Annotated in this window: 19 protein-coding genes; 5 read left to right on the top strand and 14 right to left on the bottom strand. The window is 63.5% G+C overall.

All coding sequences use genetic code 11. The annotated features are described in order from the left end of the window. Positions 1 to 40: 40 nt before the first annotated feature. From obgE to GJB56_RS11180, 8 genes are all read right to left on the bottom strand, one after another. A complete protein-coding gene (gene obgE, locus GJB56_RS11145; protein WP_019749068.1) occupies positions 41 to 1,492 on the bottom strand; it encodes a GTPase ObgE in 1,452 nt (483 codons plus the stop codon). Between the two features lie 212 nt (positions 1,493 to 1,704). Then, positions 1,705 to 1,974 carry a 50S ribosomal protein L27 gene (gene rpmA, locus GJB56_RS11150; RefSeq protein ID WP_003944532.1) on the bottom strand — a complete coding sequence of 90 codons (270 nt, stop codon included), beginning with the start codon at positions 1,972 to 1,974 and terminating at the stop codon, positions 1,705 to 1,707. Between the two features lie 42 nt (positions 1,975 to 2,016). Continuing rightward, complete coding sequence (rplU, locus tag GJB56_RS11155) at positions 2,017 to 2,328, bottom strand: 50S ribosomal protein L21 (RefSeq protein ID WP_003944533.1); 312 nt, start codon at positions 2,326 to 2,328, stop codon at positions 2,017 to 2,019. A 319-nt stretch (positions 2,329 to 2,647) separates the two neighbouring features. After that, the gene (locus tag GJB56_RS11160) at positions 2,648 to 5,896 is read right to left on the bottom strand and encodes a translation initiation factor IF-2 N-terminal domain-containing protein (protein WP_113683740.1); all 3,249 of its coding nucleotides are present in this window, start codon (positions 5,894 to 5,896) and stop codon (positions 2,648 to 2,650) included. 471 nt (positions 5,897 to 6,367) lie between these two features. Then, positions 6,368 to 6,787, bottom strand: coding sequence for a nucleoside-diphosphate kinase (gene ndk / locus GJB56_RS11165; RefSeq protein WP_019749070.1), 420 nt, complete (start codon positions 6,785 to 6,787; stop codon positions 6,368 to 6,370). Between the two features lie 18 nt (positions 6,788 to 6,805). Continuing rightward, positions 6,806 to 7,261, bottom strand: a complete 456-nt coding sequence (locus GJB56_RS11170) for a DUF4233 domain-containing protein (RefSeq protein ID WP_019749071.1) — start codon at positions 7,259 to 7,261, stop codon at positions 6,806 to 6,808. Next, positions 7,258 to 8,697, bottom strand: a complete 1,440-nt coding sequence (gene folC, locus GJB56_RS11175; RefSeq protein WP_019749072.1) for a bifunctional tetrahydrofolate synthase/dihydrofolate synthase — start codon at positions 8,695 to 8,697, stop codon at positions 7,258 to 7,260. Before folC ends, GJB56_RS11170 begins: the two co-directional genes overlap by 4 nt. Next, the gene (locus tag GJB56_RS11180) at positions 8,694 to 11,375 is read right to left on the bottom strand and encodes a valine--tRNA ligase (protein WP_024487630.1); all 2,682 of its coding nucleotides are present in this window, start codon (positions 11,373 to 11,375) and stop codon (positions 8,694 to 8,696) included. The genes folC and GJB56_RS11180 overlap by 4 nt, the downstream gene beginning before the upstream one ends. Before the next feature lie 172 nt (positions 11,376 to 11,547). On the opposite strand from GJB56_RS11180, the gene GJB56_RS11185 reads away from it, so the two are divergent. Further along, positions 11,548 to 12,249 carry a hypothetical protein gene (locus GJB56_RS11185; protein WP_113683741.1) on the top strand — a complete coding sequence of 234 codons (702 nt, stop codon included), beginning with the start codon at positions 11,548 to 11,550 and terminating at the stop codon, positions 12,247 to 12,249. 72 nt (positions 12,250 to 12,321) lie between these two features. On the opposite strand, the gene GJB56_RS11190 is transcribed toward GJB56_RS11185, so the two are convergent. From GJB56_RS11190 to GJB56_RS11200, 3 genes are all read right to left on the bottom strand, one after another. After that, on the bottom strand, positions 12,322 to 14,355 hold the full coding sequence (locus GJB56_RS11190; protein ID WP_195849600.1) for a S9 family peptidase: 2,034 nt from the start codon (positions 14,353 to 14,355) through the stop codon (positions 12,322 to 12,324). A gap of 12 nt (positions 14,356 to 14,367) precedes the next feature. Next, positions 14,368 to 14,982 (bottom strand): GNAT family N-acetyltransferase, encoded by a 615-nt coding sequence (locus GJB56_RS11195; protein WP_003944518.1) that lies wholly within the window; start codon positions 14,980 to 14,982, stop codon positions 14,368 to 14,370. Between the two features lie 79 nt (positions 14,983 to 15,061). Continuing rightward, positions 15,062 to 16,069 (bottom strand): iron-siderophore ABC transporter substrate-binding protein, encoded by a 1,008-nt coding sequence (locus GJB56_RS11200; RefSeq protein ID WP_019749076.1) that lies wholly within the window; start codon positions 16,067 to 16,069, stop codon positions 15,062 to 15,064. Between the two features lie 120 nt (positions 16,070 to 16,189). Here GJB56_RS11200 and GJB56_RS11205 point away from each other — a divergent pair, with 120 nt between their 5' ends. Both GJB56_RS11205 and fdhD read left to right on the top strand, forming a co-directional pair. Then, positions 16,190 to 18,499: an FdhF/YdeP family oxidoreductase gene (locus tag GJB56_RS11205; protein WP_195849601.1), complete on the top strand. Its 2,310-nt coding sequence runs from the start codon at positions 16,190 to 16,192 to the stop codon at positions 18,497 to 18,499. A gap of 1 nt (position 18,500) precedes the next feature. Continuing rightward, a complete protein-coding gene (gene fdhD / locus GJB56_RS11210) occupies positions 18,501 to 19,370 on the top strand; it encodes a formate dehydrogenase accessory sulfurtransferase FdhD (RefSeq protein ID WP_020908229.1) in 870 nt (289 codons plus the stop codon). Here fdhD and GJB56_RS11215 read toward each other — a convergent pair. From GJB56_RS11215 to aroQ, 3 genes are read right to left on the bottom strand one after another with little or no spacing between them, the layout of a single operon-like run. Beyond that, the gene (locus GJB56_RS11215; protein ID WP_113683744.1) at positions 19,321 to 21,234 is read right to left on the bottom strand and encodes a sugar phosphate isomerase/epimerase and 4-hydroxyphenylpyruvate domain-containing protein; all 1,914 of its coding nucleotides are present in this window, start codon (positions 21,232 to 21,234) and stop codon (positions 19,321 to 19,323) included. The two genes, fdhD and GJB56_RS11215, sit on opposite strands and share 50 nt — an antisense overlap. Beyond that, on the bottom strand, positions 21,231 to 22,109 hold the full coding sequence (locus GJB56_RS11220) for a shikimate dehydrogenase (RefSeq protein WP_113683745.1): 879 nt from the start codon (positions 22,107 to 22,109) through the stop codon (positions 21,231 to 21,233). Before GJB56_RS11220 ends, GJB56_RS11215 begins: the two co-directional genes overlap by 4 nt. Continuing rightward, positions 22,109 to 22,558: a type II 3-dehydroquinate dehydratase gene (gene aroQ / locus GJB56_RS11225; RefSeq protein WP_029255676.1), complete on the bottom strand. Its 450-nt coding sequence runs from the start codon at positions 22,556 to 22,558 to the stop codon at positions 22,109 to 22,111. Before aroQ ends, GJB56_RS11220 begins: the two co-directional genes overlap by 1 nt. A gap of 127 nt (positions 22,559 to 22,685) precedes the next feature. Between aroQ and GJB56_RS11230 the strand changes: the two genes are divergently transcribed. Continuing rightward, positions 22,686 to 23,360, top strand: coding sequence for a TetR family transcriptional regulator (locus GJB56_RS11230; RefSeq protein ID WP_019749082.1), 675 nt, complete (start codon positions 22,686 to 22,688; stop codon positions 23,358 to 23,360). A gap of 71 nt (positions 23,361 to 23,431) precedes the next feature. Continuing rightward, positions 23,432 to 25,654 (top strand): glycoside hydrolase family 3 C-terminal domain-containing protein, encoded by a 2,223-nt coding sequence (locus GJB56_RS11235; protein ID WP_113683762.1) that lies wholly within the window; start codon positions 23,432 to 23,434, stop codon positions 25,652 to 25,654. Positions 25,655 to 25,803: the final 149 nt, after the last annotated feature.

Below are 25,803 nucleotides of genomic sequence, written 5' to 3' on the forward strand. Positions count from 1 at the left end.
CCGTTCCCTCTCTTCGGTTTTCGTCCTGAAATCGCGTGAGTCAGGCGTCTTCGTCGAGCAGCCCGCGGCGGACGCGACGAGCATGCTTGCGCTCGTCGGCGCCGATGCGCTCCACCTGATCGAGACGCGGGTCGGTTCCACGGCCCGTACGGGTCAGATCGATACCGGCCGGCGTCATCGGCTCCCACTCGAAGCTGACGTCACCGATGGTGACGGAAGCCCCTGGCTGAGCGCCCTTCTTGACCAATGCGTCCTCGACGCCCAAACGTGCAAGACGGTCGGCGAGGTAACCAACGGCCTCGTCGTTGTCGAAGGCGGTCTGACGAATCCACCGCTCCGGGCGGGTGCCTCGGACGACGAACCCACCGGGGATATCGGGATCCTTCTCGATGGTGAAGCTGGAATCCTTGACCTTGACCGGGCGAATGACCTGGCGCTTCGGCTCGGGCTTCGGATGGGCTTCGCGATAGTCGCGGACCATCTTCGCCAGCGCGAATGTCAACGGTCGCAGACCTTCTCGGCTCACAGCCGAGATGGTGAAGACCGGCCATCCGCGAGCTTCGATCTCGGGTGTGACCATTTCGGCCAGCTCGGCTGCCTCCGGAACGTCGGTCTTGTTCAGGATGACGACGCGCGGGCGCTTGTCGAGGTCACCGAGTCCCGAGTCGCCGGAGAGCGCGGGCGTGTACGCGGCCAGCTCTGCTTCCAGGGCGTCGATGTCGGATATCGGGTCGCGCCCCGGATCGAGGGTGGCGCAGTCGATCACGTGCGCCAATACGGCGCAGCGTTCGATGTGGCGCAGGAAGTCCAGGCCCAAACCGCGGCCTTCGCTGGCACCGGGGATCAGCCCGGGCACGTCGGCGACGGTGAAGGTGGTGTCACCGCTCGAGACGACGCCGAGGTTGGGGACCAGAGTGGTGAAGGGGTAGTCGGCGATCTTCGGCTTGGCCGCCGAGAGAACGGACACCAGCGAAGACTTACCGGCAGAGGGAAATCCGAGCAGACCGACGTCGGCTACCGACTTGAGTTCGAGAACCAGGTCACGCTCGACACCGTCTTCACCGAGGAGTGCGAAACCTGGGGCCTTTCGAGCCTTCGAGGCGAGTGCTGCGTTGCCGAGTCCGCCGCGGCCGCCCTGAGCGGCGTCGTAGCGCGAGCCGACACCGACGAGGTCGGCAAGGACGTTGCCGTCGGTATCGAGAACCACAGTTCCATCCGGGACCTTGAGGATGAGGTCTTCACCGTTTGCACCCTCGCGGTTACTGCCGGCGCCCTGCTTGCCGTTGGTCGCCTTCGCGTTGGGATGGAAGTGAAAGTCGAGGAGGGTGTGGATGTTCTCGTCGACCACGAGGATGACGTCGCCACCGCGACCTCCGTTGGCACCGTCCGGACCGCCGAGCGGTTTGAACTTCTCGCGGTGTACGGAGGCGCAACCATTGCCGCCTTTTCCAGCGCTGACGTGCAGCACAACACGGTCAATGAATCGGGACATGACTGCCGGATCCTTCCTCAGTCAATTGCGGGTCTCACGCGATGAGCTGAACTTCTGGTGAGCAGGGTTGCTCGGGGTAAAACTGGCACTGCTTAAACAAACGATAGGGGCGGACCGGGTTATTTCAACCCTGGTCCGCCCCTATCGGGAGCTTGGAACGCGTCACTCTCTTACCGAAAGTAGAACCGGTGACGCACAACTAGCGAGAAAGACTAGACCTCAGCCGCAACGACGGCCGGAACGATGTTCACGGTCTTGCGTCCACGCTTCTGGCCGAACTCGACTGCACCGGCAGCGAGAGCGAACAGGGTGTCGTCGCCGCCACGGCCGACGTTGACGCCGGGGTGGAAGTGCGTGCCGCGCTGGCGAACCAGGATTTCGCCTGCGCTGACCGACTGGCCGCCGAAGCGCTTCACGCCGAGGCGCTGGGCGTTTGAATCGCGACCGTTACGGGAGCTGGATGCACCCTTCTTATGTGCCATGCTATTGACCCTCCTCGGGTGAAATTAGCTAGAAAGAACTGGTTACTTGATGCCCGTGACCTTGAGCACCGTGATCGGCTGCCTGTGGCCCTGACGCTTGTGGTAACCGGTCTTGTTCTTGAACTTGTGGATGCGGATCTTCGGGCCCTTGGTGTGCTCGACGATCTCACTGGTGACTGCGACCTTGGCCAGCTTGGCCGCGTCGGTGGTCAGGTCAGATCCGTCGACCACGAGAACGGGAGCAAGCGAGACAGCAGTGCCGGGCTCACCCTCGATCTTCTCGACCTTGACGAGGTCACCAACAGCGACCTTGTACTGCTTTCCGCCGGTCTTGACGATCGCGTACGTTGCCATCGGAGGGCTACCCCTTGCTTCTTCGAACTTGCTCGCGCTGCTGCCTGAGGCTTCAAATGCATCGCGACTGGTCTGGTTTATGTCACCTCGGCTCGGCACTGACGTACCGGGACATTCACGCGCACTCTAGGCACACGGAATCTCTACCGCCGGGTGGCGACCCTCCAAGGTTACGGGAAAGCAACCGTCAGGGTCAAACCGCCCCGCCGAGGGGTGGTGCTTACTACTCTGTACTGCTTCTACCAGCTGAAACTTCGGATAACGGTTGGATGTCCCCGCTCATCGCGAAGTCATCCAACCGACCGAAAGCCAGTAGTTCTTACTCTCCGTCTACCGGAGGACCTGCGGGACGTGCTGCTGCACGCCTGCGACGGGGTCGCTTGACGACGACAACTTCTTCCTCAGCCGGAACTTCGGTGGCCGGAGCCGGAACGTTTTCCACGACCGCTTCTGCCACGGGTTCCGGAGTCGGAATCACGAAGACCGTACCCACCTCGGGAGCTGCCTCGGCAACCGGTGCCGACGCTGCCCGCGACGCCCGGCGACTACGCCGACGACCGCGCGGAGCTGCTTCGGTCGAAGCTGTCGCCGACTCGTTGTCCACTGCGGATACTTCTTCCGCAGCAGAGTCCACAACAGGAACGTCATGGCGCTCAGTAGCAGCAGGAGTATCGATCGGCCGATCCTGTTGCCGATCGGCACTTTTGGATGCATCATCCCCCGAAGACGTACCGGTGGAATCAGACTCGATCGAGTCGGCCGCGACGGTCTCGTCGTCGTCGTGGTGGTGCGAGGCCATCGCCAATGCCACCGGATGAGCCCGCTTGACGGTCGCGTCGACAGCCGGAACCTCCGGCGCCGGAGCTTCCTGTCCGTTGGACTCGGTCGAAGGCGACTTGTCTCCGCGGCCTCGCTTGTTCTTGCGCGAGGTGCCGGATTCGCTTCGCTGCGAGCCCGAACGCGATCCCCCGTCGTCCGAGGACTTCACCTCGACCGGCTCGGAGTGGACGATGATGCCGCGGCCGTGGCAGTGCTCACAGGTGGTCGAGAAGGCCTCGACCAATCCGGTGCCCAACTTCTTGCGCGTCATCTGCACGAGTCCGAGTGACGTGACCTCCGACACCTGATGGCGCGTGCGATCGCGACCCAGGCATTCGGTGAGCCGACGCAGGACCAGGTCCCGGTTCGATTCGAGGACCATGTCGATGAAGTCGACGACGATCATTCCGCCGATGTCCCGCAGGCGCATCTGGCGAACGATCTCCTCGGCTGCTTCGAGGTTGTTGCGGGTAACAGTCTCTTCGAGGTTTCCGCCGGCTCCGGTGAACTTTCCGGTGTTGACGTCGACGACGGTCATGGCCTCGGTGCGATCGATCACCAAGGTGCCGCCGGACGGCAGCCACACCTTGCGATCGAGTGCCTTGGCCAACTGCTCGTCGATACGGCGAGCGGCGAAGACGTCGATACCGTTGTTCGGCGTGTACTTCTCGAGTCGCGGAAGCAGATCGGGCGCAACGGAGTTGATGTAGTTCTCGACCGTCGTATGCGCCTTCTCGCCCTCGATGACCAGCTTGGAGAAGTCCTCGTTGAACAGATCACGAATGACCTTGACCAGCATGTCAGGCTCTTCGTACAGCGCCTGCGGGTTGCCGGACTTACCGGTGTCCGCAGCCGCGGCCTGCTCCTCGATGCCGGCCCACTGAGCCTGCAGACGAGTCACGTCGCGCGCCAACTCTTCTTCGCTGACGCCCTCGGACGCCGTGCGAATGATCACGCCGGCGTCGGCGGGAACGATGTCGCGCAAGATTTCCTTGAGACGCTTGCGCTCGGTGTCCGGAAGCTTGCGGCTGATACCCGTGGACGTACCACCGGGCACGTAGACGAGGAAACGACCGGCAAGCGAAATCTGTGTGGTCAGTCGAGCACCTTTGTGGCCGACCGGATCCTTGCTGACCTGAACGAGCACCTGATCGCCCGGCTTGAGGGCCTGCTCGATCTTGCGCGAGTTGCCACCGAGACCGGCAGCCTCCCAGTTGACCTCACCGGCGTAGAGAACGCCGTTGCGGCCACGTCCGATGTCGATGAACGCCGCTTCCATGCTGGGGAGCACGTTCTGGACACGTCCGAGGTACACGTTGCCGACCATCGACGCGGACGCCGAGTTGGTGACGAAGTGCTCGACCAACACTCCGTCTTCGAGGACTGCTACCTGTGTAGTCGCATGCGGCTGACCGCTGTCTGCTCGATCACGCACAACCATGACGCGATCGACGGCCTCACGACGCGCGAGGAACTCCGACTCGGTCAGAATCGGCGGACGACGACGACCGGCGTCACGACCGTCGCGGCGACGCTGACGCTTCGCTTCCAGACGTGTCGAACCACTGATGCCCTGGACCTCGTCCTTGACGCGGGTCTTGTTGCGAGGTTCGCGCTCGTGAACGACGGTGTTCGGCGGATCGTCCTCGGACGTCGCAGTCGCGTCGGTGGCGCCGTCGGTGCCGGTCTTGCGACGACGACGACGGCGGCGACGGCGGCTCGATCCGTCGGCATCGAGATCGGAATCGTCGGCATTCTCGGAATCCGCATCAGCGGTGGACTCGGACTTATCACCGGATTCTTCGCCGGCAGCGTCGTCGGTTTGCTTCTCGACTGCCGCAGGGGCAGATTCCTGCTCCGATTCGGTAGCGGTATCCGACTCTTCGTCCGAGCCCTGCTCGCCACCCTGTTCACCGCGACCACGTCCACGTCCACGGCGTCCACGACGACGGCGACGCGGCTGATCGTCGTCCTCGTCCTCGGACTCGGCGCTCTCGCCCTCGGTTTGCGGTGCGGTCACAGCCGGCTCTTCGACGGCAGGAACTGCAACCGGTGCTGCCTCGGGAACGACGGTTTCGGCTTCCGCAGTTGTCTGCTTCTCTTCGACGACCGCCGGTGCAGCAGGCTCGCGGCGTGCGCGACGGCGACGCGGAGCTACCTCGGCGGCTTCGAGATCCGGCTGCAGGAACAGCGGGACCTGCGGCGCGGCGGGAGCCACCTCGGGCTGATGGGTCTGCGGCGCCTCGAAGGAAGTGAACAGATCGGACTGCTCGGCTTCCTTGCTCTGCAGCGCAGCAGCGGCGTCGAGTCCAGCGCTGATCTCGGCGACAGCCGGATCCACTGCTTCTTCTGCTGAAGGTTCTTCGGCGGCCGGTTCTTCGACAACGACCTTTTTGCGGGTGCGACGAGCCCTGACAGGCTTCTCGGCCGGAGCCTCTGCAGCAGGCTCTTCCGCAACAGGGGCCTCGACAACCGGGGCCTCGACAACCGGGTCTATGAGGCTATCGAGCTCGGCGACGACCGGCTCGATGGCCTCGGCCGCGGAAGTCAGCGAGGCGTGAATCCGCTGGGCAACGTCACGTTGGAGACTCGACTGCGCACTGCGCAATTCGGTACCGAGCGCTGCGGCTTCGGCAAGGACCTGCTTGCTGGTGACACCGAGCAGCTTCGCCAGCGCGTGTACGCGCATCTTGTCGGGAAATTCCGGGGTGGTGCTGGAATCTGATTCGGTTGGGGATTGATCGGCCACGTAAGTCTCCTCAGCCCCCGGGCGCGTCCAACCCAGAAGTCGAGTTGTCACGCGGCCACGCGGGAGCGTGCTGTGTGTACTCGCACTCAGAAGTGAGTGCGAGATTGTAAGGTCTCGCTCCGCATGGTCCGCAATGCCCGTTATTCACTGCGAGCACATGAAGTGCCTGGCTGGATGGCCGTTGTCCTGTGCGCGAGCGCCTGATCATCCAGCATGCAGAGGTCCAGGGATTTCCTGTTGACCTGGAGCAGCGATGAAAGGGCATCGAACCTAGGTGTCATCCGGTTGAACGTGCGTAAAACAAATTGCGGTTCAACTGAAAGCAGTATCCCACACCAACGCGCCTGCAACTGCAAAGGGCGCACCGATGTGGGATACGTGCCGAGAATTCGCTGTGGAGATGTGGGCCGAAGGCCCGTTCATGTGGGCCAGAGGCCCGTTACATGTGGGCCAGAGGCCCCGATCGAAGATTCAGATGGACGACAGCGCGGGGAACCACAGAGCGATTTCGCGCTCTGCCGACTCCACGGAGTCACTGCCGTGAACGAGGTTCTGCTGCGCTTCGAGTCCGAAGTCGCCACGGATGGTGCCCGGAAGAGCTTTGTCGACCGGGTCGGTTCCGCCGGCCAACTGACGGAAAGCAGCGATGGCGCGGGGGCCTTCGAGCACTGCGGCCACCAGCGGACCGGAGGTGATGAACTCCAACAAGCTCGGGTAGAACGGGCGCTCGGCGTGTTCTGCGTAGTGGCTACCAGCCACCTCTTCGGAAGCTACACGGAGTTCGAGTGCTGCAATTGTCAGGCCTTTGCGCTCGATACGGCTGAGGATTTCTCCTACGTATCCACGGGCAACGGCGTCGGGCTTGATCAGTACGAGGGTGCGCTCAGTCACAGCGGACAGCCTAAATGGTCAGTCCCGCTGGCCGGGAAGCAGGCCCTTGTCCATCCGGCGCTTGATGTCTCTCTGCAGGTAGACGAGGTATCCCCAGACGATCCCGAAGGTGATCGCCACACCGGCAATCGACGGGTGGACGAAGAATCCGAATAGAAGAATCACCTGCAGTGCGACGTTGAACCCCATCGCCCACGGCTTGCCCTGGACGCCGGCTCCCAGAATCATCAGTACCGCCAACCCGATGATGAATCCCGCGGAGGCCGCGGTGAGGCCACCGCCGACGACCGCGACAACCGGCAAAGCCAGCAGCACGACGATCGCCTCGAGGATCAGGGTTCCGGCCATCACTCCGCGGAAACTTTTCCAGGGGTCCTTGGTCGGAGGCCCGAACTCGCCGGCAGTGTCTCCGGACTCGGGGTCTCCGGGCTCGTGGCCTCCGGACTCGGGATTGGCATCTGACGGGGTACTCACGCGGGGTCCTTTCCGAACAGCGTGCGGGCGGCGCCTGCGGTCACGACGGATCCCGTCACCACCACACCTGCCCCTGATACGGCTTCGCCGGGTTCGGCGACCTGCTCGGCGATTTCGATCGCGACTTCCAGCGCGTCGGCAAGCACCGGCGCCACGACGACGCGCTCGTCGCCGAACTTCGCGACGGCAATGTTCGCCAGCTCCTCGACATCCATCGCCCGGGGTGACCCGTTGTGGGTGACGACGATCTCGTCGAAGACGGATTCGAATGCGGTCAAGATGGCGTCGACGTCCTTGTCCGCCATCACGCTGACAACTCCCACGAGCTTGCGGAAGTCGAACTCCGCGGCCAGTGCGGCGGCGAGAGCACGCGCACCGTCAGGATTGTGGGCGGCGTCGAGAAAGACCGTCGGCGCACTCCGAACACGTTCGAGGCGACCGGGATTGACGATCGAGGCGAACCCGTTGCGGATTGCGTCCTGATCCAGTTGTCGATCCGGACCGGCGCCGAAGAACGCTTCGACGGCAGCGAGCGCGAGCGCGGCGTTGCGCGCCTGATGCTCACCGTGAAGGGGGAGGAAAATGTCGGTGTACACACCACTCAGGCCTTGAAGTTCGAGCTGCTGTCCACCTACCGCGATCTGGCGAGCAAGCACCTTGAACTCCGAGCCTTCACGCGCGACCGCGGCCTCGACCTCGACTGCTCGGCGCAGCAATACCTCCATCACTTCTGGAGTCTGCTCGGCGATGATCGCGACGGTGTCCACCGGAACCAAGTCCTCGCGGCCCTTCTTGATGATCCCGGCCTTCTCCTCCGCGATTCCGGCCAGGTCGGTGCCCAGGTACTCGGCGTGATCGAGGCTGATCGGCGTGATCACCGCGACCTGTCCGTCGATCACGTTCGTGGCGTCCCAGCGTCCGCCGAGGCCGACCTCGACCACGGCGACGTCCACCGGAGCCTCCGCGAATGCCGCATAGGCCATCGCAGTGAGCACTTCGAACTTGCTCATCGCCGGTCCCCCGGCTTCCTGCGACTGTGCGTCGATCATCTGCACGTACGGCTCGATCTCGCGGAACGTGTCCACGTAGAGCCGCGGGGAGATCGGATGACCGTCGATGCTGATCCGCTCGGTCGCGATCTGCAGATGAGGGCTGGTGGTTCGGCCGGTACGACGATGCAGAGCGCTCATCAAAGAGTCGATCATGCGCGTCACCGACGTCTTGCCGTTGGTTCCCGTGACGTGCACCGACGGATAGTTGTGCTGCGGTGAGCCCAGGACATCCATGAGCGCCTCGATACGAGTCAGTGACGGCTCGATCTTGGTCTCAGGCCAACGCTTGTCGAGTTCTGCTTCCACCAGCGCCAGTTCGGCGATGTCGACCGGAGTCGGAACCGAACTCTGAGCGTCGAATTGGGACGGCTCGTACGAACTCACTTGTCGGCCAACTCCTTCAGACGTCCTGTGATGCGCTCGATCTCTTCGACGGCGATCTGGCGACGTGTCTTGATCTTGTCGACGACGGCGTCGGGCGCCTTCGCCAGGAAGGCCTCGTTCGCCAGCTTGTTGTCAGCGGTGACGAGCTCCTTCTGCGCTGCCGCGAGGTCCTTTTCGAGCCGCTTCTTCTCCGCGCCGAGGTCGATGGTGCCCGAGGTGTCGATGTCGACCGTGACGGTGCCCTGGCTCAGACGCACCTCGACGGAGATCGACGCGGTGAATCCCTCTTCGGGTTCGGTCAGCTTGGCAAGCGCCGCCACGTAGGCGAACTGGCCGTCCATGCCTGCCTCCGAGAGCCCGGACGCACGAGCCGGAACCTTCTGGGAAGGCTTGAGCCCCTGATCGTTTCGGAAACGTCGCACCTCGGTGATCAGCTTCTGGGTGTCTTCGATCCTGGTGGCGGCCTGGGTGTCGACTGCCACACCGGACAACGTCGGCCAGTCGGCGACGACGACGGATTCACCACCGGTGAGCACCTTCCACAGGGTTTCGGTCACGAACGGAATGACCGGGTGCAGGAGGCGGAGCAGTGCATCGAGAACGTTGCCGAGCACGGCGCGGGTGTTCGCGGCGACAGCCTCGTCGGCGGCGAACTGCACCTTGGCGAGTTCGAGGTACCAGTCACAGACCTCGTCCCACGCGAAGTGGAACAAGCCTTCGCACGCCTTGCTGAACTCGTAGCGATCGAATGCGGCGTCCGCCTCGGCCTGGACCGTGTCGAGACGGTCGAGGATCCAACGATCGGCGTCGGTCAGTTCGCTTCGAGCAGGCAGCGGCGCGGGAGCAGCGCCGTTCATCAGTGCGAACTTGGTCGCGTTGAACAACTTGGTCGCGAAGTTGCGCGAGGACTGCGCCGAATCCTCACCGACGGACAGGTCACTGCCCGGGTTGGCGCCGCGTGCGAGTGTGAATCGCAGGGCGTCGGCGCCGAAACGATCGACCCAGTCGAGTGGGTCGATACCGTTGCCGCGAGACTTCGACATCTTCTTGCCGTACTGATCGCGGACCAGTCCGTGCAGGAACACGTCCTTGAACGGCATCTGCGCGCCGGACTTACCCGGACCGGCGGTGATCGACTCGTCCTCGGACACGTAGGTGCCGAACATCATCATGCGGGCGACCCAGAAGAACAGGATGTCGTAGCCGGTGACGAGAACGCTGGTGGGATAGAACTTTTCGAGTTCGGGCGTGTTGTCGGGCCAGCCCATCGTCGAGAAGGGCCACAGTCCCGAGGAGAACCAGGTGTCGAGGACGTCGGGATCCTGGACCCAGCCTTCCGGTGCCGTTTCGTCGGGACCGAAGCACGCAACTTCACCCTCGGGGCCGTACCAGACCGGAATGCGGTGGCCCCACCAGAGCTGGCGGGAAATGCACCAGTCATGCATGTTGTCGACCCAGTCGAACCATCGCGGTTCCTGGCTCGCCGGGTGAATGACGGTGTCCCCGTTGCGAACCGCGTCACCCGCAGCCTTGGCGAGCGTCTCGACCTTGACCCACCACTGCAACGAGAGACGAGGCTCGATGGCTTCGCCGCTACGCTCGGAGTGCCCGACGCTGTGCAGGTACGGGCGCTTCTCGGCGACGACGCGGCCCTGCTCGGCGAGAGCTTCGCGAACCTTGACGCGAGCCTCGAAGCGGTCCATACCGTCGAATTCGGTTCCCGTGTCGGCGATCTTGCCGGTCTTGTCCATGATGGTGGGCATCGGCAGGTTGTGCCGCAGGCCCATCTCGAAGTCGTTGGGGTCGTGAGCCGGCGTGATCTTCACTGCGCCGGTTCCGAACTCGGGGTCGACGTAGTCGTCCGCGATGATCGGAATCTGACGCCCGGTGAACGGATGATCGAGAGTGGTTCCGATGAGGTGCTTGTAGCGCTCGTCTTCGGGATGGACCGCCACTGCGGTATCACCGAGCATCGTCTCGACGCGAGTGGTCGCGACGATGACGTGCGGCTCGTTGTCGTCGAGCGAGCCGTAGCGCAGGGAAACCAGCTCACCCTCGACGTCCTCGAACTTCACCTCGATGTCGGAGATCGCGGTCTGCAGCACCGGCGACCAGTTCACGAGACGCTCGGCGCGGTAGATCAGACCCTCGTCGAACATGCGCTTGAAGACGGTCTGGACGGCGCGCGAGAGGCCCTCGTCCATGGTGAAACGATCGCGACTCCAGTCGACGCCGTCACCGATGCGCCGCATCTGGCCCCCGATGGTTCCACCGGATTCGCGCTTCCAGTCCCAGACCTTGTCGATGAAGAGCTCGCGGCCGAAATCTTCCTTTGTCTTGCCGTCGGCAGCGAGCTGCTTCTCGACGACGGACTGCGTGGCGATACCGGCGTGATCCATGCCAGGTAGCCACAGCACCTCGTAGCCCTGCATCCGCTTGCGACGGCTGAGCACGTCCATGAGGGTGTGATCCAGGGCATGGCCCATGTGCAAGCTGCCCGTGACGTTCGGGGGCGGCAGCACGATGGAGTAGCCGGGCTTGTCGCTGGTCGCGTCGGCCTGGAAGTACCCGGCGTCTACCCAGCCTTGATACAGATCGGCCTCTACAGCGCTGGGGTCCCAGCTCTTGGGTAGGGCGTCGGCGGGGGTCTGGGGGTTCTCTGGAGCTGCACTGGTCACCACTTGATCCTAATGACTCCCCCGTCGTGAACGAATTCGCCCGTCGGCCGCCGCGGCGCACACGAACGACTGCCCCGCAGTCCGGGGTCAGCCGAACAAACGATATTCACCGATCCGCTCCGCTGACAGGATCGCTCTGAAGGACGACCGACCAACTACCTGTGGAGCAAATATGTTGAACAACTGGAGTTCTCGCCGTCCCGGCGTTCGAACCTTGGCGGCGGCCGCGACGATCGGAGCGGCGGTTGCCCTCGTGCTTCCGGCGACTGCGTCCGCTGCCCCCGGCATCGAAGAAAGTGTGCAAGGAAGCATCGACAGTGGTAGCGCCACGATCAACGGAAGCGTCGGCGATATCGGGAACGACATCGCAAACGGCATCGCCAGCGGCAGCGTGGGCGACATCGTCGGCGGGATCGCCACTGGGAACCTCAACGACGTTCTCGGCGGCCTGAACGCCGGCTCGACCAGCGCGACGGACATCGTCAACGGCCTGGCCAGTGGCAACGTCAGGGACATTCTCAGTGGCCTGGCCAGCGGCAGCGGCGGCGGCGGATCGTTTGCTCCGACGCAACGGTGTGACGCCTCGACCGTCTCGGGCGGCGCAGGAATCACCAGCACCAAGCACGAACTCGGCCGCGGTGGCCCGACCTCGTTCGTGCTCGGCTACGAAACCGAGGACATCCCGGACCTGATCGAGGTGTACTACGAAGGTCGGTTGATCCACAGCACCGGATACATCGGCGACAACATCAACGAGGGAACTGGTTCAGCTGTCGTCAACGTGCCCGCCGGTGGGGCGTCGTCCGTTCTGGTTCGCGTCACGGGCCCTGACCACACCGAGTGGTCGTACACGGTTCGTTGCCCCGGCGCCTGAGTCCGGTCCGGATCCGCGCGAAGACGATCATGCCTCGTTCGGCTGCTTCAGCCGAACGAGGCATGCGCGCGTTCAGCCCAGAATCTCCGGCAGCGCGACATCTTCGCCGAGAACGTGCTCGGAGAGGAACGCGGTGACCACCTCGTACCAGATCTTGGTGTGCTGCGGCTTGAGCACCCAGTGATTCTCGTCGGGGAAGTACAGGAAGCGATGGTCCGTTTTCCCGTCGTCGTCGGCGGGCAGACCTGACTCGGCGAGCAGTTCGTACCAGAGTCGCAAGCCCTCACCGATCGGAACCCGGTAGTCCTTGTCGCCATGGATGACCAGCATCGGAGTCGTGATGTCCGCGACGTACAGGTGTGGCGAGTTCTCGACGGCCATCTCCGGCGACATCTCGCGTTGCCAGTACCAGGCCGCGTCCGTCGTCGGGCCGAATTGATCGAGTGCCCAGAGGCTTGCGTGGGTGACGATCGCGTCGAAACGGTTGGTATGGCCGGCGATCCAGTTGGCCATGTAACCGCCGAACGAACCACCCATCGCGCCGGTTCGCTTGGGGTCGATCTCGGGCTGCGCGACGGCAGCATCGGTGATCGCCATCAGATCGGTGAAGGGCGCCTTGCCCCACTGACCCCACCCGCGCTGGACGAAGTCCTGCCCGTATCCGGTCGAGAGTGCGGGATCGGGCAGCAGTACGGCATAGCCCTTGGCGACGAGCAGCCACGGGTTCCACCGCCAGGACCAGGTGTTCCACGAACCGAGTGGACCGCCGTGGACCCAGAGGAGCAACGGCACCGGCGCGTGCGGTGCGGCGCCGGTCGGCAGTGCCAACCAACTCCGGACTGTCGAACCGTCCTCGGCGCGAGCGGTGATCTCGGTCAGTGTTCCCGGCAGCTCCGGCAATGCGTCGGGTCCACGAAGTGCGGTGATCTCACCGGATCCCAGATCCACCCGCACCACGTGCGGGGGCGCTTCGTACGAGGCTCGCAACGCGTAGATCGACTCGCCGTCCGGCGCCACTCGAACATCGGTGTACGCCGCGTCGTCGGCTGTCAGGCGCACCGGCTGGCCCCACAGGTCGATGGTGAAGATCGGCCCTCGGCCGCCGTCGTCGGCGGTGACCACCAGCCCGGATCCGTCGGGTAGCCAGGCAAGTGAGGTAGGCCAGCGATCCCAGCCGTCGGCCACGCCGGTCACGGCACCGGATCCGAAGTCGTAGAGCTGCAGAGTCATTCGCGGTGCGGACTCCGGCGTGGTGAGAGTCTCCCGGATGAACGCGAGCTTGGTTCCGTCCGGCGAGAGCACCGGGTTGTAGACGTCCGCGTCGGCCTCGTCGACAAGGGTGGTTCGGTCGCCGGTCACCGTGTCGATCCGAACCAACGTCGATCGGCGGGCGGCACTCGCATCGCCGACAGTCCACGTTGTCACGACGAAGAGACCGTCGTCGGAAATCGTGGTCGACGTCTCTCGCAGCGCCGCGCCTGCAGTCGGTGTGATGTCCCGCAACTCGACGGATTCCTTCGAATCCGTCTCGGCGACAACCAGATGCGGATGATCGGGGCCCAGGTCGTGGTCCCAGTGCCGCACCGGATAACCAGTGTGCAGCATCGCCGTGACCTTCTTGTCCTTGCGCGCGGATCGCACCTGATCGTCCTGGTCGAGGCTGATCGCCGAGGCCATGACCGACGTCTGTGCCACGAACGTCGGCGCCGCCTTGGCCGCTGATACCGACGAGACACCACCGGGACGCGAGATCAGCAGCTGAGCTTCTCCGCCCGCCGCGGGTAGGCGCCAGAGTGCTGGTTGCGGATCCTTCTCGCCCGGCACGGCTCGCGTGGCAGTGAAGAGTACGTCGCCGTCGAACGCGAAGGCAGCATCGGACTCGCTGGTCGAACCCCAGGTCAACCGACGCGCCGGACGCCGACCTTCCAGGTCGATCTCCCACAACGAGGACACGTATGCGGCGCGCTCGTCGTCGAGAACGGCGCGCGCGCAGATCAGTAGCGAACCGTCAGGTGACAACACCAGGCCGGACAACCTGGCCAGAGCGATGTAGTCGTCGAGTTCGTCGAACGGTGTGCCTGCGTGGAGCTCGGGAATCTGGGTCACCACTAGTTGGTATCACGCGCCCCGCGGTTGACGCATCATTGCGTAGATCGTCGGCCCGCCGCCTGGCATCACGATGTCGCGGGTCACTTCGAAACCGAAGCGGTTGTAGTACGGGATGTTCGATTCCTTGCTGCTCTCGAGGTAAGCGTCGACGTGTTCACGATCGCAACGCTCCAACCGGGAGTTCAGTAGTGCTTTGCCGTATCCCCCACCGCGCGCCGCGCTGCCGGTGCCGACCGTCGCGAGGTACCAGTGCGGCGAATTCGGATGTGCTCCTTCGAGAACGGAGCTGACCTCGGCCGCGTGTCGTAGCCCCCTGCCGAAGACACGCACCATTGCGGGCAGGCTCACGAGCCCGGAAATCCACGACTGCTTCCACCGCCCCGGCGGATCCCACAGAGTTGCCCCGCCGATCACGCCGTTGTCATCGGTGGCCACCTCGACACCGCCACCGGCGAAGTGGTGGTAACGAGCTTCTGCGGCAAACAGTTTCGTCAGGCGCTCAGCCCTGGAGTCCTCGTCCGGCAACATCCAGGCCATCAAGGGATCATCTTCGAACGCCTCGGCCAACACCGCCGACAGCGCCGGAATATCGGATCGGACAGCCGGCCGCACGTGTACACCCATGAGGCGAGAGTACCGCCGACTGTCCGAATCCCTGGACTTTGAACAGCGCTGTCCTTGAACCGACCCGACCTTGAACCGATCAGACGAGCAAGCCCGCAATCCGCGGCGGAATCTGTTCGAGCGCATAGGGCAAGCTCAGTACGGTGCTCCACGTCATGGCTTCGGCAGCAGCGTCTTCCAGAATGATCGCGCGGCCGTCCTTCACGACGTCGAGTTCCTGGTAGATCGGGGTCTTGTCCAATTCCGCCCGAAGCTTGTCGCCGTAGCCACCACCGGCGTACCAGACGAGTACGTCGACGTCCGCAAGCGAGAGTTGCTCGGTGCTGATCTCGGCGAAGTTACCCGTGATCTGATCGGTGACAGGCGGATTCACGAATCCGAGTTCAGTGAAGAACCTCACCTTGGGGTCTTCCGGTCCGTAGACCCCGAATTGCCCCGGCCCCTTCAACGCGCCGACCAGAACGGTCTTGCCGGCAAACGCCGGATTGGCCGTCTTCACGTCGGCGAACTTCTTGTCGACGCCGGCGATCAGCTCGGTGGCCTTTCCTTGCTGCCCCAGCGCTTCGCCGATGATGGTCGTCTGGTTCTGCCAGGGGATTCCGTAATCCGCGAACTCCTTCGGCTGCGCCACCGTCGGCGCTATGGCACTGAGTTTGTCGTACTGCGCCTGAGTGAGCCCGGAGTAGGTGCCGACAATCAGGTCGGGTGTCGTGGCAGCGACCTTCTCCATCTGAATGGTGGTGCCCGCGGTTCCGATGATCTCGGGAGTCGCCCCGTTCAACAACGGCTGCGCCCATGGCCACACACCGTAGGGGTAATCGCCGTACCAGTCGAAGGTTCCGACCAAAGTCCCACCGAGGGCGAGGATCGCATCTTGATCGTTGTATCCGACACTGACGATCCGCTGCGGATCCTCGGGCAGCTCGGTAGCCCCAAATTTGTGGGTGATCGATCCCGCAGAGTCGCCACTGGGGGGCGTGTCCTCGTCGTTCGAACTGGAACAGGCTGCGGCGAATGCCAGCAACGCTCCCGACGTGCCGATCAGAAATCCGCGCCGGGTCAGCCGACCTGCGTCCGTTCGATCCATGCTCTTACCCCTTAAGTCCGCTCGTTCGGTAGGTAAGGCTAGCCGATGAATGTCGCATTCCGGTGAGTTCGACCGGCCCATTCGATGGCAGTACCGCGCCGTTCGGGCCAGTATGGAGACATGACGCGCCAGGGCCCCTCGAAAGACATCGACGAATCGGATCTCGAAGTCACGCACCCCAAGGACTACGCCGCCGGAGTGCCGGCCGTTCTGGTGTCGCTGCAACGAGGAATCGAGCAGATGGGAGCCCTGCGGACCGCCCGAACGCTCACCAGGCTCAACCAGCGTCACGGCTTCGACTGCCCGGGGTGTGCGTGGCCGGAGACTCCCGGACATCGCAAGCCCGCCGAGTTCTGCGAGAACGGAGCGAAGGCCGTTGCCGAGGAAGCAACGCTTCGCACGGTCACGCCTGAATTCTTCGCGGAGCACTCGATCGCCGACCTCGAAGGCAAGACCGATTACTGGCTCGGCCAACAAGGCCGACTGACGCACCCGATGGTCCTGACCCCGGGAGCAACCCATTACCAGCCGATCGACTGGGACGGCGCGTACGCACTGATCGCCGGACATCTGAACGGCCTCGCGTCGCCGGACGAAGCAGTGTTCTACACCTCCGGTCGCACGTCCAACGAAGCAGCGTTTCTCTACCAGTTGATGATTCGTAGCTACGGCACCAACAACATGCCCGACTGTTCCAACATGTGTCACGAGTCGTCCGGAAGCGCACTGACCGAATCCATCGGCATCGGCAAAGGCTCGGTGACGGTTCCCGACCTCGAGAACGCCGATCTCATCCTCATCGCCGGACAGAATCCCGGCACCAACCACCCTCGAATGCTCTCGACACTCGAGAAGGCAAAGGGCAACGGCGCCAAGATCATTGCCATCAATCCCCTCCCCGAGGCGGGATTGCGACGGTTCAAGGATCCGCAGAAAGTCTCCGGCGTGATCGGGCACGGAGTCGACATCGCGGACGAGTTCCTGCAGATCCGGCTGGGCGGCGACATGGCTCTGTTCCAAGGTCTGGGGAAGCTGCTGCTCGCGCAGGAAGATCGCGCTCCCGGCACCGTGGTCGATCGCGCATTCGTCGACCGCTACTGCGCCGGTTGGGACGAATACGAGAAGCACATCCGCGCGGTCGATCTCGACACGGTACTCGAGGCGACGGGCCTGTCGATGGCGCAGCTCGAGGAAACGGCTGCCGCGCTTGCCCGATCCGAGCGAACCGTCACCTGCTGGGCCATGGGCATCACTCAGCACACACACGGAGTCGCCACCATCGAAGAAGCGGTCAACCTGCTGCTCATGCGTGGAATGATGGGCAAACCCGGTGCCGGGGTCTGTCCGGTGCGAGGACACTCCAATGTCCAGGGTGACCGCACGATGGGCATCTGGGAGAAGATGCCGGAGGAGTTCCTGGCCGCGCTCGACACCGAGTTCTCGATCTCGAGCCCCCGCAAGCACGGGTGGGACACCGTCGACGCGATCCGCGCGATGAATGCAGGCAAGGCAAGCTTCTTCATGGCGATGGGCGGCAACTTCATCCAGGCCAGCCCGGACACCGCAGCCACCGAAACCGCGCTGCGCCAATGCGAACTCACCGTTCAGGTTTCCACCAAATTGAACCGAAGCCACGTCGTTCACGGGCAGACCGCAATCATCCTCCCCACCCTCGGACGCACCGACCTCGACGTCCAGGCCGGCGGAAAGCAGCTTGTCTCCGTGGAAGATTCGATGTCCATGGTGCACCTGTCGCGCGGACGCCTCACGCCGGTCAGCCCGTACCTACGTAGCGAAGTCGCCATCATCTGCCAACTCGCCCGCGAACTACTCGGCAGCGATCACTCCGTCCGCTGGTCGGCCTTCGAGGGCAACTACGACCTGATTCGCGACTCCATCTCACGAGTGGTGCCCGGATGCGAAAACTACAACACCCGGGTTCGCCAGCCGGATGGATTCCAGCTCCCACACCCACCGCGTGACTCGCGTGAGTTCCGCACGCACACCGGCAAAGCCAACTTCGGCGTGAACGAACTGCACTGGATACCCACTCCGAGCGGGCGCCTGATTCTGCAGACCATGCGCAGCCACGACCAGTACAACACCACGATCTACGGCCTCGACGACAGATACCGCGGTATCAAGGGCGGACGCAAGGTCATCCTCGTCAATGCCGAAGACATCACTGCACTCGGATTCCGCGACGGCGATCTCGTCGACATCGTGTCCGAGTGGACAACACCAGACGGAACACTCGAAGAGCGTCGGGTCACGGAATTCCGCATCGTCTCCTACGACACCCCCCGCGGCAATGCGGCGGCGTACTACCCCGAGACAAATCCGCTCGTTCCCCTCGAACACGTTGCAGCCAAGTCGAACACGCCGGTCTCGAAGGCCGTCACTGTTCGACTCGAAGCATCAGGCGCCTGAGATGGGACGGGTCACCGCACGAACACCGGTCGTTCGAATCTCGGGTGATCGGGTCGTCACGCGCCCCGACACGCTGGCCGTCGAAGAACCACTCGAAATGAGGGTTGGCGGTCAGGTGCTGGCCGTGACGATGCGAACACCAGGCAACGACGTCGACCTCGTCCACGGATTCCTTCTCAGCGAAGGCGTCATCGGTACCCGCGACGACGTGAGCGTCGTCCGGTACTGCGACGGCGTCGACGAAACCGGCGCGAACACCTACAACGTCCTCGACATCGCGCTCGCTCCCGGAGTGCCGTTGCCCGATCACACCACCGATCGCAACACCGTCGTCAGTTCCGCGTGCGGCGTGTGCGGCAAGACGTCACTCGATGCCGTCCGAACCACCACGCGGCATCCCCTGGTCGGTGACACGACTTCCGTCACCTCCACCGTCCTGTCGGCCATGCCGGTCACGCTTCGGGAGAGCCAACGGATCTTCGAGCGCACCGGAGGCCTGCACGCAGCCGGATTGTTCACCGCCACCGGCGAACTCCTGGCGCTGCGCGAGGACGTCGGCCGGCACAACGCAGTCGACAAGGTGATCGGTTGGGCAATCACCGACGGCCGAGTGCCGCTCTACGACACGATCCTGATCGTCAGTGGGCGGGCGTCGTTCGAACTCGTCCAGAAGGCCGTCATGGCGGGCATTCCGATTCTGGGCGCAGTCTCCGCGCCGTCGTCATTGGCCGTGGAGTTGGCACAGGAATCGGGGTTGACCCTCGCCGGTTTCATCCGCGGCGATTCGATGAATATCTACTCGCACCCGCACCGAGTCGAGGTCACGTCTGATTCGCGCGCAACTGAGCCGACAGTCGCACAGCGGAGTTGACCTCCCCGTAGCCCTCGTATCCACCCACTCGCTGCACGACCTCGAAGAACAGGTCTCCCCCGACCGTCGGGGTGAACAGGTGGAAGAACTCACCGCGGGCGTCAGCGTCGTAAAGGATTCCGGCGCTGCGCATCCGGTCGAGCAGTTCTGAATTCAGGCCGAAACGTGCGTCCAGATCGTCGTAGTAGTTCGGGGAAATGGGTAGCGGAGCAAAGCCCCAGTCCTGCATGGACGCAGCGGCACCGAAGATGTTCTCACACGCGAAAGCGACGTGGCTGACGCCGCCGCGACGGACCGTCGGCAGCCCGCTTCGACTGCCCTCCACCATGTTCAGTGAGATCCGCAGGGTATGTCCGTCACCGTCCTGAACGAGCGTAAGTGCCTGGCTCCGCATGAGTCCGACCGAATCGGTGACGTCCTGCCCCTCGTGCGGTTGCATCTCGAACACGGACCGCAGGAGCAGCATGATGCCGTCCCAACTCTCGGCCGGAACTGCCAGTGCCACGTGGTCGATCCCGGTGAACACTGCGCTCTGTTCACGATTGCGCTCGGCGGGCAGCGGGTAGATCTCGAATGCCGATTCCCACGCTGCAGCGCTGCCGGGGCCACGAAGGTCGATCGATGTCGCATCGGTGACCTTCAAGCGTACGACGTCCGGTACCTCGGAGTTCTCGTCGCTCGAACCGGGCAACTGCACGCGCGTCGCCGGTACTTCGAGAGCCAGAGCGCGCTCTCCCCACACTTCGGGTTCGGTTGCCCTGATGCCGATCTGAGTGAGAACCGGCAGATCCGCGGGCAGTCCGGGCGCCGTCCACGCCGTGCCCGCTGTCGCGTCGACGGCAACGGTGAGCGGTCCGTGCCGCCACAACTGCAAGTCGTGATCGTGGTGCCGTCCGACCAGATGAAAACCGACGCGAGAGAGCATCGAGTGCACCTGGTCCTGTTTAGCCGGACCCGCAGCGATTCGCAGAGACACGATCCCTTCGAGCGGGGTGCGCTCCGGGGCGGTGAACAGCGTGGGTCCACCGGCGGCAGGGTTCGCGGCGGCGACCTGTTCTTCCAGATGGAGGAGCGACCGATGAGCGTCGATTGCCGTCCGCTGGGTGTCCGCGCGGCGGAATACGTCGTTGAAGATCTCGAGCGACCACGGTCCGTCGTAACCGGTGGCGTAGACATGCTGAGCGAACGCACTGAGATCGAAGCTGCCCTGCCCCGGGAAGTTTCGGTGATGCCGGCTCCACTGGAGGATGTCCATCGCCAAGAACGGAGCGTCCGCCAACTGGAGGAAGAAGATCTTCTCGCCGGGAATCTCGCGAATTCCGGCGGGATCGTCACCGCGCGAGAGGATGTGAAAGCTGTCCAGACAGGTACCGAGCGAAGGATGGTCGACGCCCTCGACGATCTGCCACGCATGGCCGTACGTATTGACGTGGGCACCCCACGCGAGCGCCTCGTAGGCAACCTTCTTGCCGTGCTCGGACGCCAGTTCGGCGAGAGCTCCGAACTGCTCTGTCAACTGACCGTCATCGTGACTTGCGGTCGGCAGGGGCGAGGAGCACACCAGGAGCGTCTCGCACCCCAGTTGATCCATCAGCTCGAATTTGCGTTGCACTCGAACAAGATTCCGAGCAAATTGGGCCTCGTCCACCGTGTCGAAGTCACGGAACGGCTGATACAGATCGAGGGTCAAGCCCAGATCCGCAGCCCGCGTTCGTAATTCCTTCGGGGACCACGGCGAAGCGACAAAATCCGGCTCGAACACCTCGAAGCCGTCGAAGCCGGCAGCAGCGATGGCGTCGAGCTTCTCCTCGAAAGTCCCACTGAGCGATACCGTCGCGATCGACGTCCGGACCGGGGCACTCACAGCGCTGCCGCAGTCTGTTCGCCGTGCACGAGTTCCGTCATGTGCGCGAGCATCCGCTTACTGTCGGGCTCGATGCCCGTGAAGATCCGGAACGCGTCGACGGCCTGAAAGACAGTCATTCCGCCTCCGCTTAGCGTCGGGGCTCCGATCAACCTCGCTTGACGCAACAGCTCGGTCTCGAGCGGGCGGTAGACGATTTCCGCTACCCACAGATCTGGACGGAGCAGATCTGGCGAGAATGCCATTCCGGGATGAGCCGCCATTCCCATCGGCGTCGCGTGGATCAATCCGTTTGCGTTGCCGAGCACTTCGGCGAGGTCGTTCGTGTGCCGCGCCTCGACAACCTGCGCCGGAAACTGCTGCGCGAAGGTTTGTGCAAGTTCCTCCGCGCGAGGCAGGCTCGAATCGACCAACGTCAGTGTCCCGACACCGCGGGTGAGCGCTGCATAGGCAACCGCCGCACCGGCTCCGCCGGCACCGAGCTGCACGACGCGATCGAGCTGTGCTCCGGGAAGTCCGTCGTCGAAGTTGCGGCCGAAGCCCGACCAATCAGTGTTGTGTCCGATCGCCTTGCCGGAGTCGAAGAGGACCGTGTTCACCGCTCCGAGCCTGCTCGCATCCGGCGAGAGCTCGTCGAGGTGTTCGATCACCAACTGCTTGCACGGGTGAGTGATGTTGAGGCCGCGGAAGCCGAAACGTCTTGCATAGGTGAGAAGTTCACCGATGTCCGACGGCGCCATTCCCATCACGTCGAGATCGAGGATGCGGTAGACGTACGGCAGGCCCTGTCTGCGCCCTTCTTCCTCGTGCATGATCGGAGTCAAGGAGGCTCCGATTCCGGTGCCGATCAGACCGCAGAGGATCGAATCACTCATCAGTTCTTCCCTTCTCGGATGCAGACGAATTCCACTGCGGCGCTGTATCCGTCGATTCCCAATCCACAGATGACGGCGTCGGCGATGCCGGAGACATACGAGTGGTGACGGAAATCTTCGCGACTGTGGATGTTGCTGATGTGCACCTCCACGACGGGGGCATCGAGTGTGACCAGAGCGTCGCGCAACGCAACGGAGGTGTGCGAGTACCCACCGGGATTGATGACGATGCCCGCGACATTTCCCCTGGCCTCGTGGACCCAATCGATCAGTTGGCCCTCGTGGTTCGACTGCTTTGCCTCGACCACCACTCCGAACTTCTCGGCCGCCGCTTCACAGCGGGAAACGACGTCGTCCAGGGTGTCTCTCCCGTAGAACTCCGGTTGGCGCTGGCCCAACAAATTCAAGTTGGGTCCGTTGAGGACCAGAACCGGTAGAGATGGAGTCATCAGGGGCACCTCGGGGTTGACGCTCGAAACTAATGTACGAACTAGTGAGTTAGTTCACTGGACGTTACTCCCCCGACGCGAACTCGACAAGCAAAGTCGACAAACTGCTGGCAGATAGAGTGAGCACATGGTTTCCGAGCAGTCAGTGAACTCCGTGGTGTCGAAGCCGGAGAAACGACGCCGAAACAGCGATCTGACCAGGGTGAACATCATCGCCGTCGCCACCGAGGAGTTTGCCGACAAAGGCTTCGCCGGCGCCCGAGTCGACGAGATCGCAACCAAGACGCATACCACCAAGCGCATGATCTACTACTACTTCACCGACAAGGAAGGGCTGTACAAGTCGGTACTCGAGCATGCGTACAGCGTCATTCGTGCGCAGGAACGTGAACTCGACCTCGAGGGATTGAACCCCACGGCAGCAGTCCGCGCTTTGGCCGAACTCACCTTCGACCACCACGAACAGCACCCGAATTTCATTCGACTCGTGGCCAACGAGAACATGCTCCGCGGCGAGCACATCGAGAAATCCGAGTTACTCAGCGGCCTCGGCGCCCCTGCCGCCGACCTGGTCTCGCAGATCCTGCACGACGGGCAGCAGTCTGGGGCATTCCGCTCCGACGTCGATGCTCTCGATATTCACATGTTGATCAGCAGTTACTGCGTCTTTCGTATCGCCAATCGGTACACCTTCAAAGCGCTCTTCGACCGCGATCTGACCGACTCGACGCATCGTGAGCATCTTCGAACAATGCTCGGCGACATGGTTGTTGCGTTCCTGACCTCGAAGGCGCCGTCCTGACCTACCCCGAAGTCCGAAAAATCCCCCTACGGTGGTGAGTGGAACTCACAGCTGCCACCGGGAGGAATGACGTGACCGAGAATTACGTAGACGGGCTTTCACTCGAGGAGAAGGCGTCGTTGACGTCCGGCTCGGATTTCTGGCACAGCCAGTCCGTTGCCGGAATCGAATCGATACTCCTGACCGACGGTCCGCACGGAGTCCGGAAACAACCCGAGGGCGGCGACGCACTCGGACTCGGCCACAGCATTCCAGCGACGTGTTTCCCACCGGCGGTCGGGTTGGGCTCGTCGTGGAACCTCGACCTCATCCGCCAGGTCGGTGAGGCTCTGGGCAACGAAGCCAAAGCCGAACAGGTCTCGGTCCTCCTCGGCCCAGGCATCAACATCAAACGATCACCCTTGTGTGGCAGGAATTTCGAATACGTCTCCGAGGACCCATTCCTCTCCGGCCGCGTCGCGGCAGCGCTGATCACCGGCATCCAGTCTCGCGGCGTCGGAACCTCGCTCAAGCACTTCGCTGCCAACAACCAAGAACACGACCGGATGAGAGTCAGTGCCGACGTCGACGAACGGACGCTGCGCGAGATCTATCTGGCCGGCTTCGAATACGCCGTCAAGACCGCGGCCCCGACGACGGTCATGTGCTCGTACAACAAGATCAACGGTGTGTACTCGAGCCAGAACCATTGGCTGCTCACCGAGGTACTCCGCGAACAGTGGGGCTTCGACGGCCTCGTCGTTTCGGACTGGGGAGCGGTCAACGACCGCGTGGCGGCACTCGCCGCGGGCCTCGACCTGGAAATGCCGCCGACCGGAACCGATACCCAGATCGTCGACGCCGTGCGCGGCGGCGACCTTGACGAATCCGTGCTCACCACTGCCGCCGAACGACTGTCGACGCTGGTGAAACGCACCGCCGCCGCGCGCACGGAAGGCCACACGTACGACGTCGAGCGTCACCACGAACTGGCACGGACCGCTGCAGCGGAGTCCGCTGTCTTACTGGCCAACGACGGAGAACTACTGCCGCTGACCCCCGGCGGGCAAACTGTCGCGGTGATCGGCGAATTCGCGTGCAGCCCGCGGTACCAGGGGGCCGGCAGTTCACAGGTGGTTCCAACCAAGCTCGACAATGCCTTGGACGCGATCCTCGACCTCGAAGGCGCCGACCGCGTCACTTTCGCACCGGGCTTCACCTTCGACGGCACTCCGGACGACCACATGGTCACCGAGGCAGTCGACGCCGCACGCCGCGCTGACGTCGCGGTGCTGTTCCTCGGACTACCGTCCGCCACAGAATCCGAAGGATTCGACCGAACCGACATCGAACTGCCGGCTGACCAGATCGCCCTGCTGGAAGCGGTCCACGGCGCGAACCCGAACACGGTCGTCGTGCTCGCCAACGGCGGTGTGGTTTCGATCGAGCCTTGGAAGGATCATGCCGCCGCAATCCTCGAGGGCTGGCTACTCGGCCAGGCGGGCGGCTCGGCGATTGCCGATCTTCTGTTCGGCATCACGAATCCGTCCGGCCGCCTCACGGAGACCATTCCGCTTCGCCTCCAAGACAATCCGTCGTATCTGCATTTCCCGGGATCACAGCAGCACGTCCGCTACGGCGAAGGCCTGTACGTGGGATACCGCTACTACGACTCCGCGCTGCGCGAAGTGGCGTACCCGTTCGGGTTCGGGCTGAGCTACACCACCTTCGACATCACCGATACCTCCGTCGAGGCCGGTGAGAACTCCGCCGAAGTGACCGTCACCGTGCGCAACAGCGGCGACCGATCGGGCAGCACCGTCGTTCAGGTCTACGTCCACGACGCCTCGGCAAGCATCGATCGACCCGCGCAGGAATTGAAGGGCTTTGCCAAGGTTTACCTCGACCCCGACGAATCCGCGACTGTGGCCATCACGCTCGACACCAGGGCATTCGCCTATTGGTCCGTCGCGGCGCAGGACTGGGCGATCGAACCTGGCGACTACGAGATCCGCGTCGGCTTCTCGTCTCGGGACATCGCAACCACCGACACGATCACCCTGGCCGGGAACGTCGGCGTCGGCACGCTCGACGCCATGTCGACCATCGGCGAATGGCTCGCCCATCCCGTCGGCAGCGCAGTTCTCGGCGCCGCCATGGCTGCCGCAGCGGGCGACGGTGCACAGGCGGTCAGCCCCGAGATGATGGCACTCGCAGGCTCGATGCCGCTCGGAAAACTCGCCACCTTCGGCCTCGGCATCACCGAGGAACAGGTGGCGCAGTTGGTGGCGGCCGCCGCGCAGCCAGGCTCCTGACCGCCTGAACTGCGGTTTCGACGTGCGAAGAGTCCGCCGGTAGATTTTTATGAACTATTTGGTTAATAATCTTGTGTAGTTGCTGTGGCGTCGGTTACATTCCTTGTATCGCTCTCCGCACAGACGTTCTCGATACGAACACCCTCGAC

This window comes from Rhodococcus sp. AQ5-07 (assembly GCF_009707305.1).
In the GTDB taxonomy this organism is placed as follows: Bacteria; Actinomycetota; Actinomycetes; order Mycobacteriales; family Mycobacteriaceae; genus Rhodococcus_F; species Rhodococcus_F erythropolis.

Bases quoted from the DNA above. Each gene is read 5' to 3' on its own strand.
- GJB56_RS11185 (WP_113683741.1), top strand. From the start codon at position 11,548: ATGTTGAACAACTGGAGTTCTCGCCGTCCCGGCGTTCGAACCTTGGCG.
- GJB56_RS11205 (WP_195849601.1), top strand. From the start codon at position 16,190: ATGACGCGCCAGGGCCCCTCGAAAGACATCGACGAATCGGATCTCGAA.
- rplU (WP_003944533.1), bottom strand. From the start codon at position 2,328: ATGGCAACGTACGCGATCGTCAAGACCGGCGGAAAGCAGTACAAGGTC.
- GJB56_RS11230 (WP_019749082.1), top strand. From the start codon at position 22,686: ATGGTTTCCGAGCAGTCAGTGAACTCCGTGGTGTCGAAGCCGGAGAAA.
- GJB56_RS11220 (WP_113683745.1), bottom strand. From the start codon at position 22,109: ATGAGTGATTCGATCCTCTGCGGTCTGATCGGCACCGGAATCGGAGCC.
- aroQ (WP_029255676.1), bottom strand. From the start codon at position 22,558: ATGACTCCATCTCTACCGGTTCTGGTCCTCAACGGACCCAACTTGAAT.
- obgE (WP_019749068.1), bottom strand. From the start codon at position 1,492: ATGTCCCGATTCATTGACCGTGTTGTGCTGCACGTCAGCGCTGGAAAA.
- GJB56_RS11200 (WP_019749076.1), bottom strand. From the start codon at position 16,069: ATGGATCGAACGGACGCAGGTCGGCTGACCCGGCGCGGATTTCTGATC.
- GJB56_RS11195 (WP_003944518.1), bottom strand. From the start codon at position 14,982: ATGGGTGTACACGTGCGGCCGGCTGTCCGATCCGATATTCCGGCGCTG.
- rpmA (WP_003944532.1), bottom strand. From the start codon at position 1,974: ATGGCACATAAGAAGGGTGCATCCAGCTCCCGTAACGGTCGCGATTCA.
- fdhD (WP_020908229.1), top strand. From the start codon at position 18,501: ATGGGACGGGTCACCGCACGAACACCGGTCGTTCGAATCTCGGGTGAT.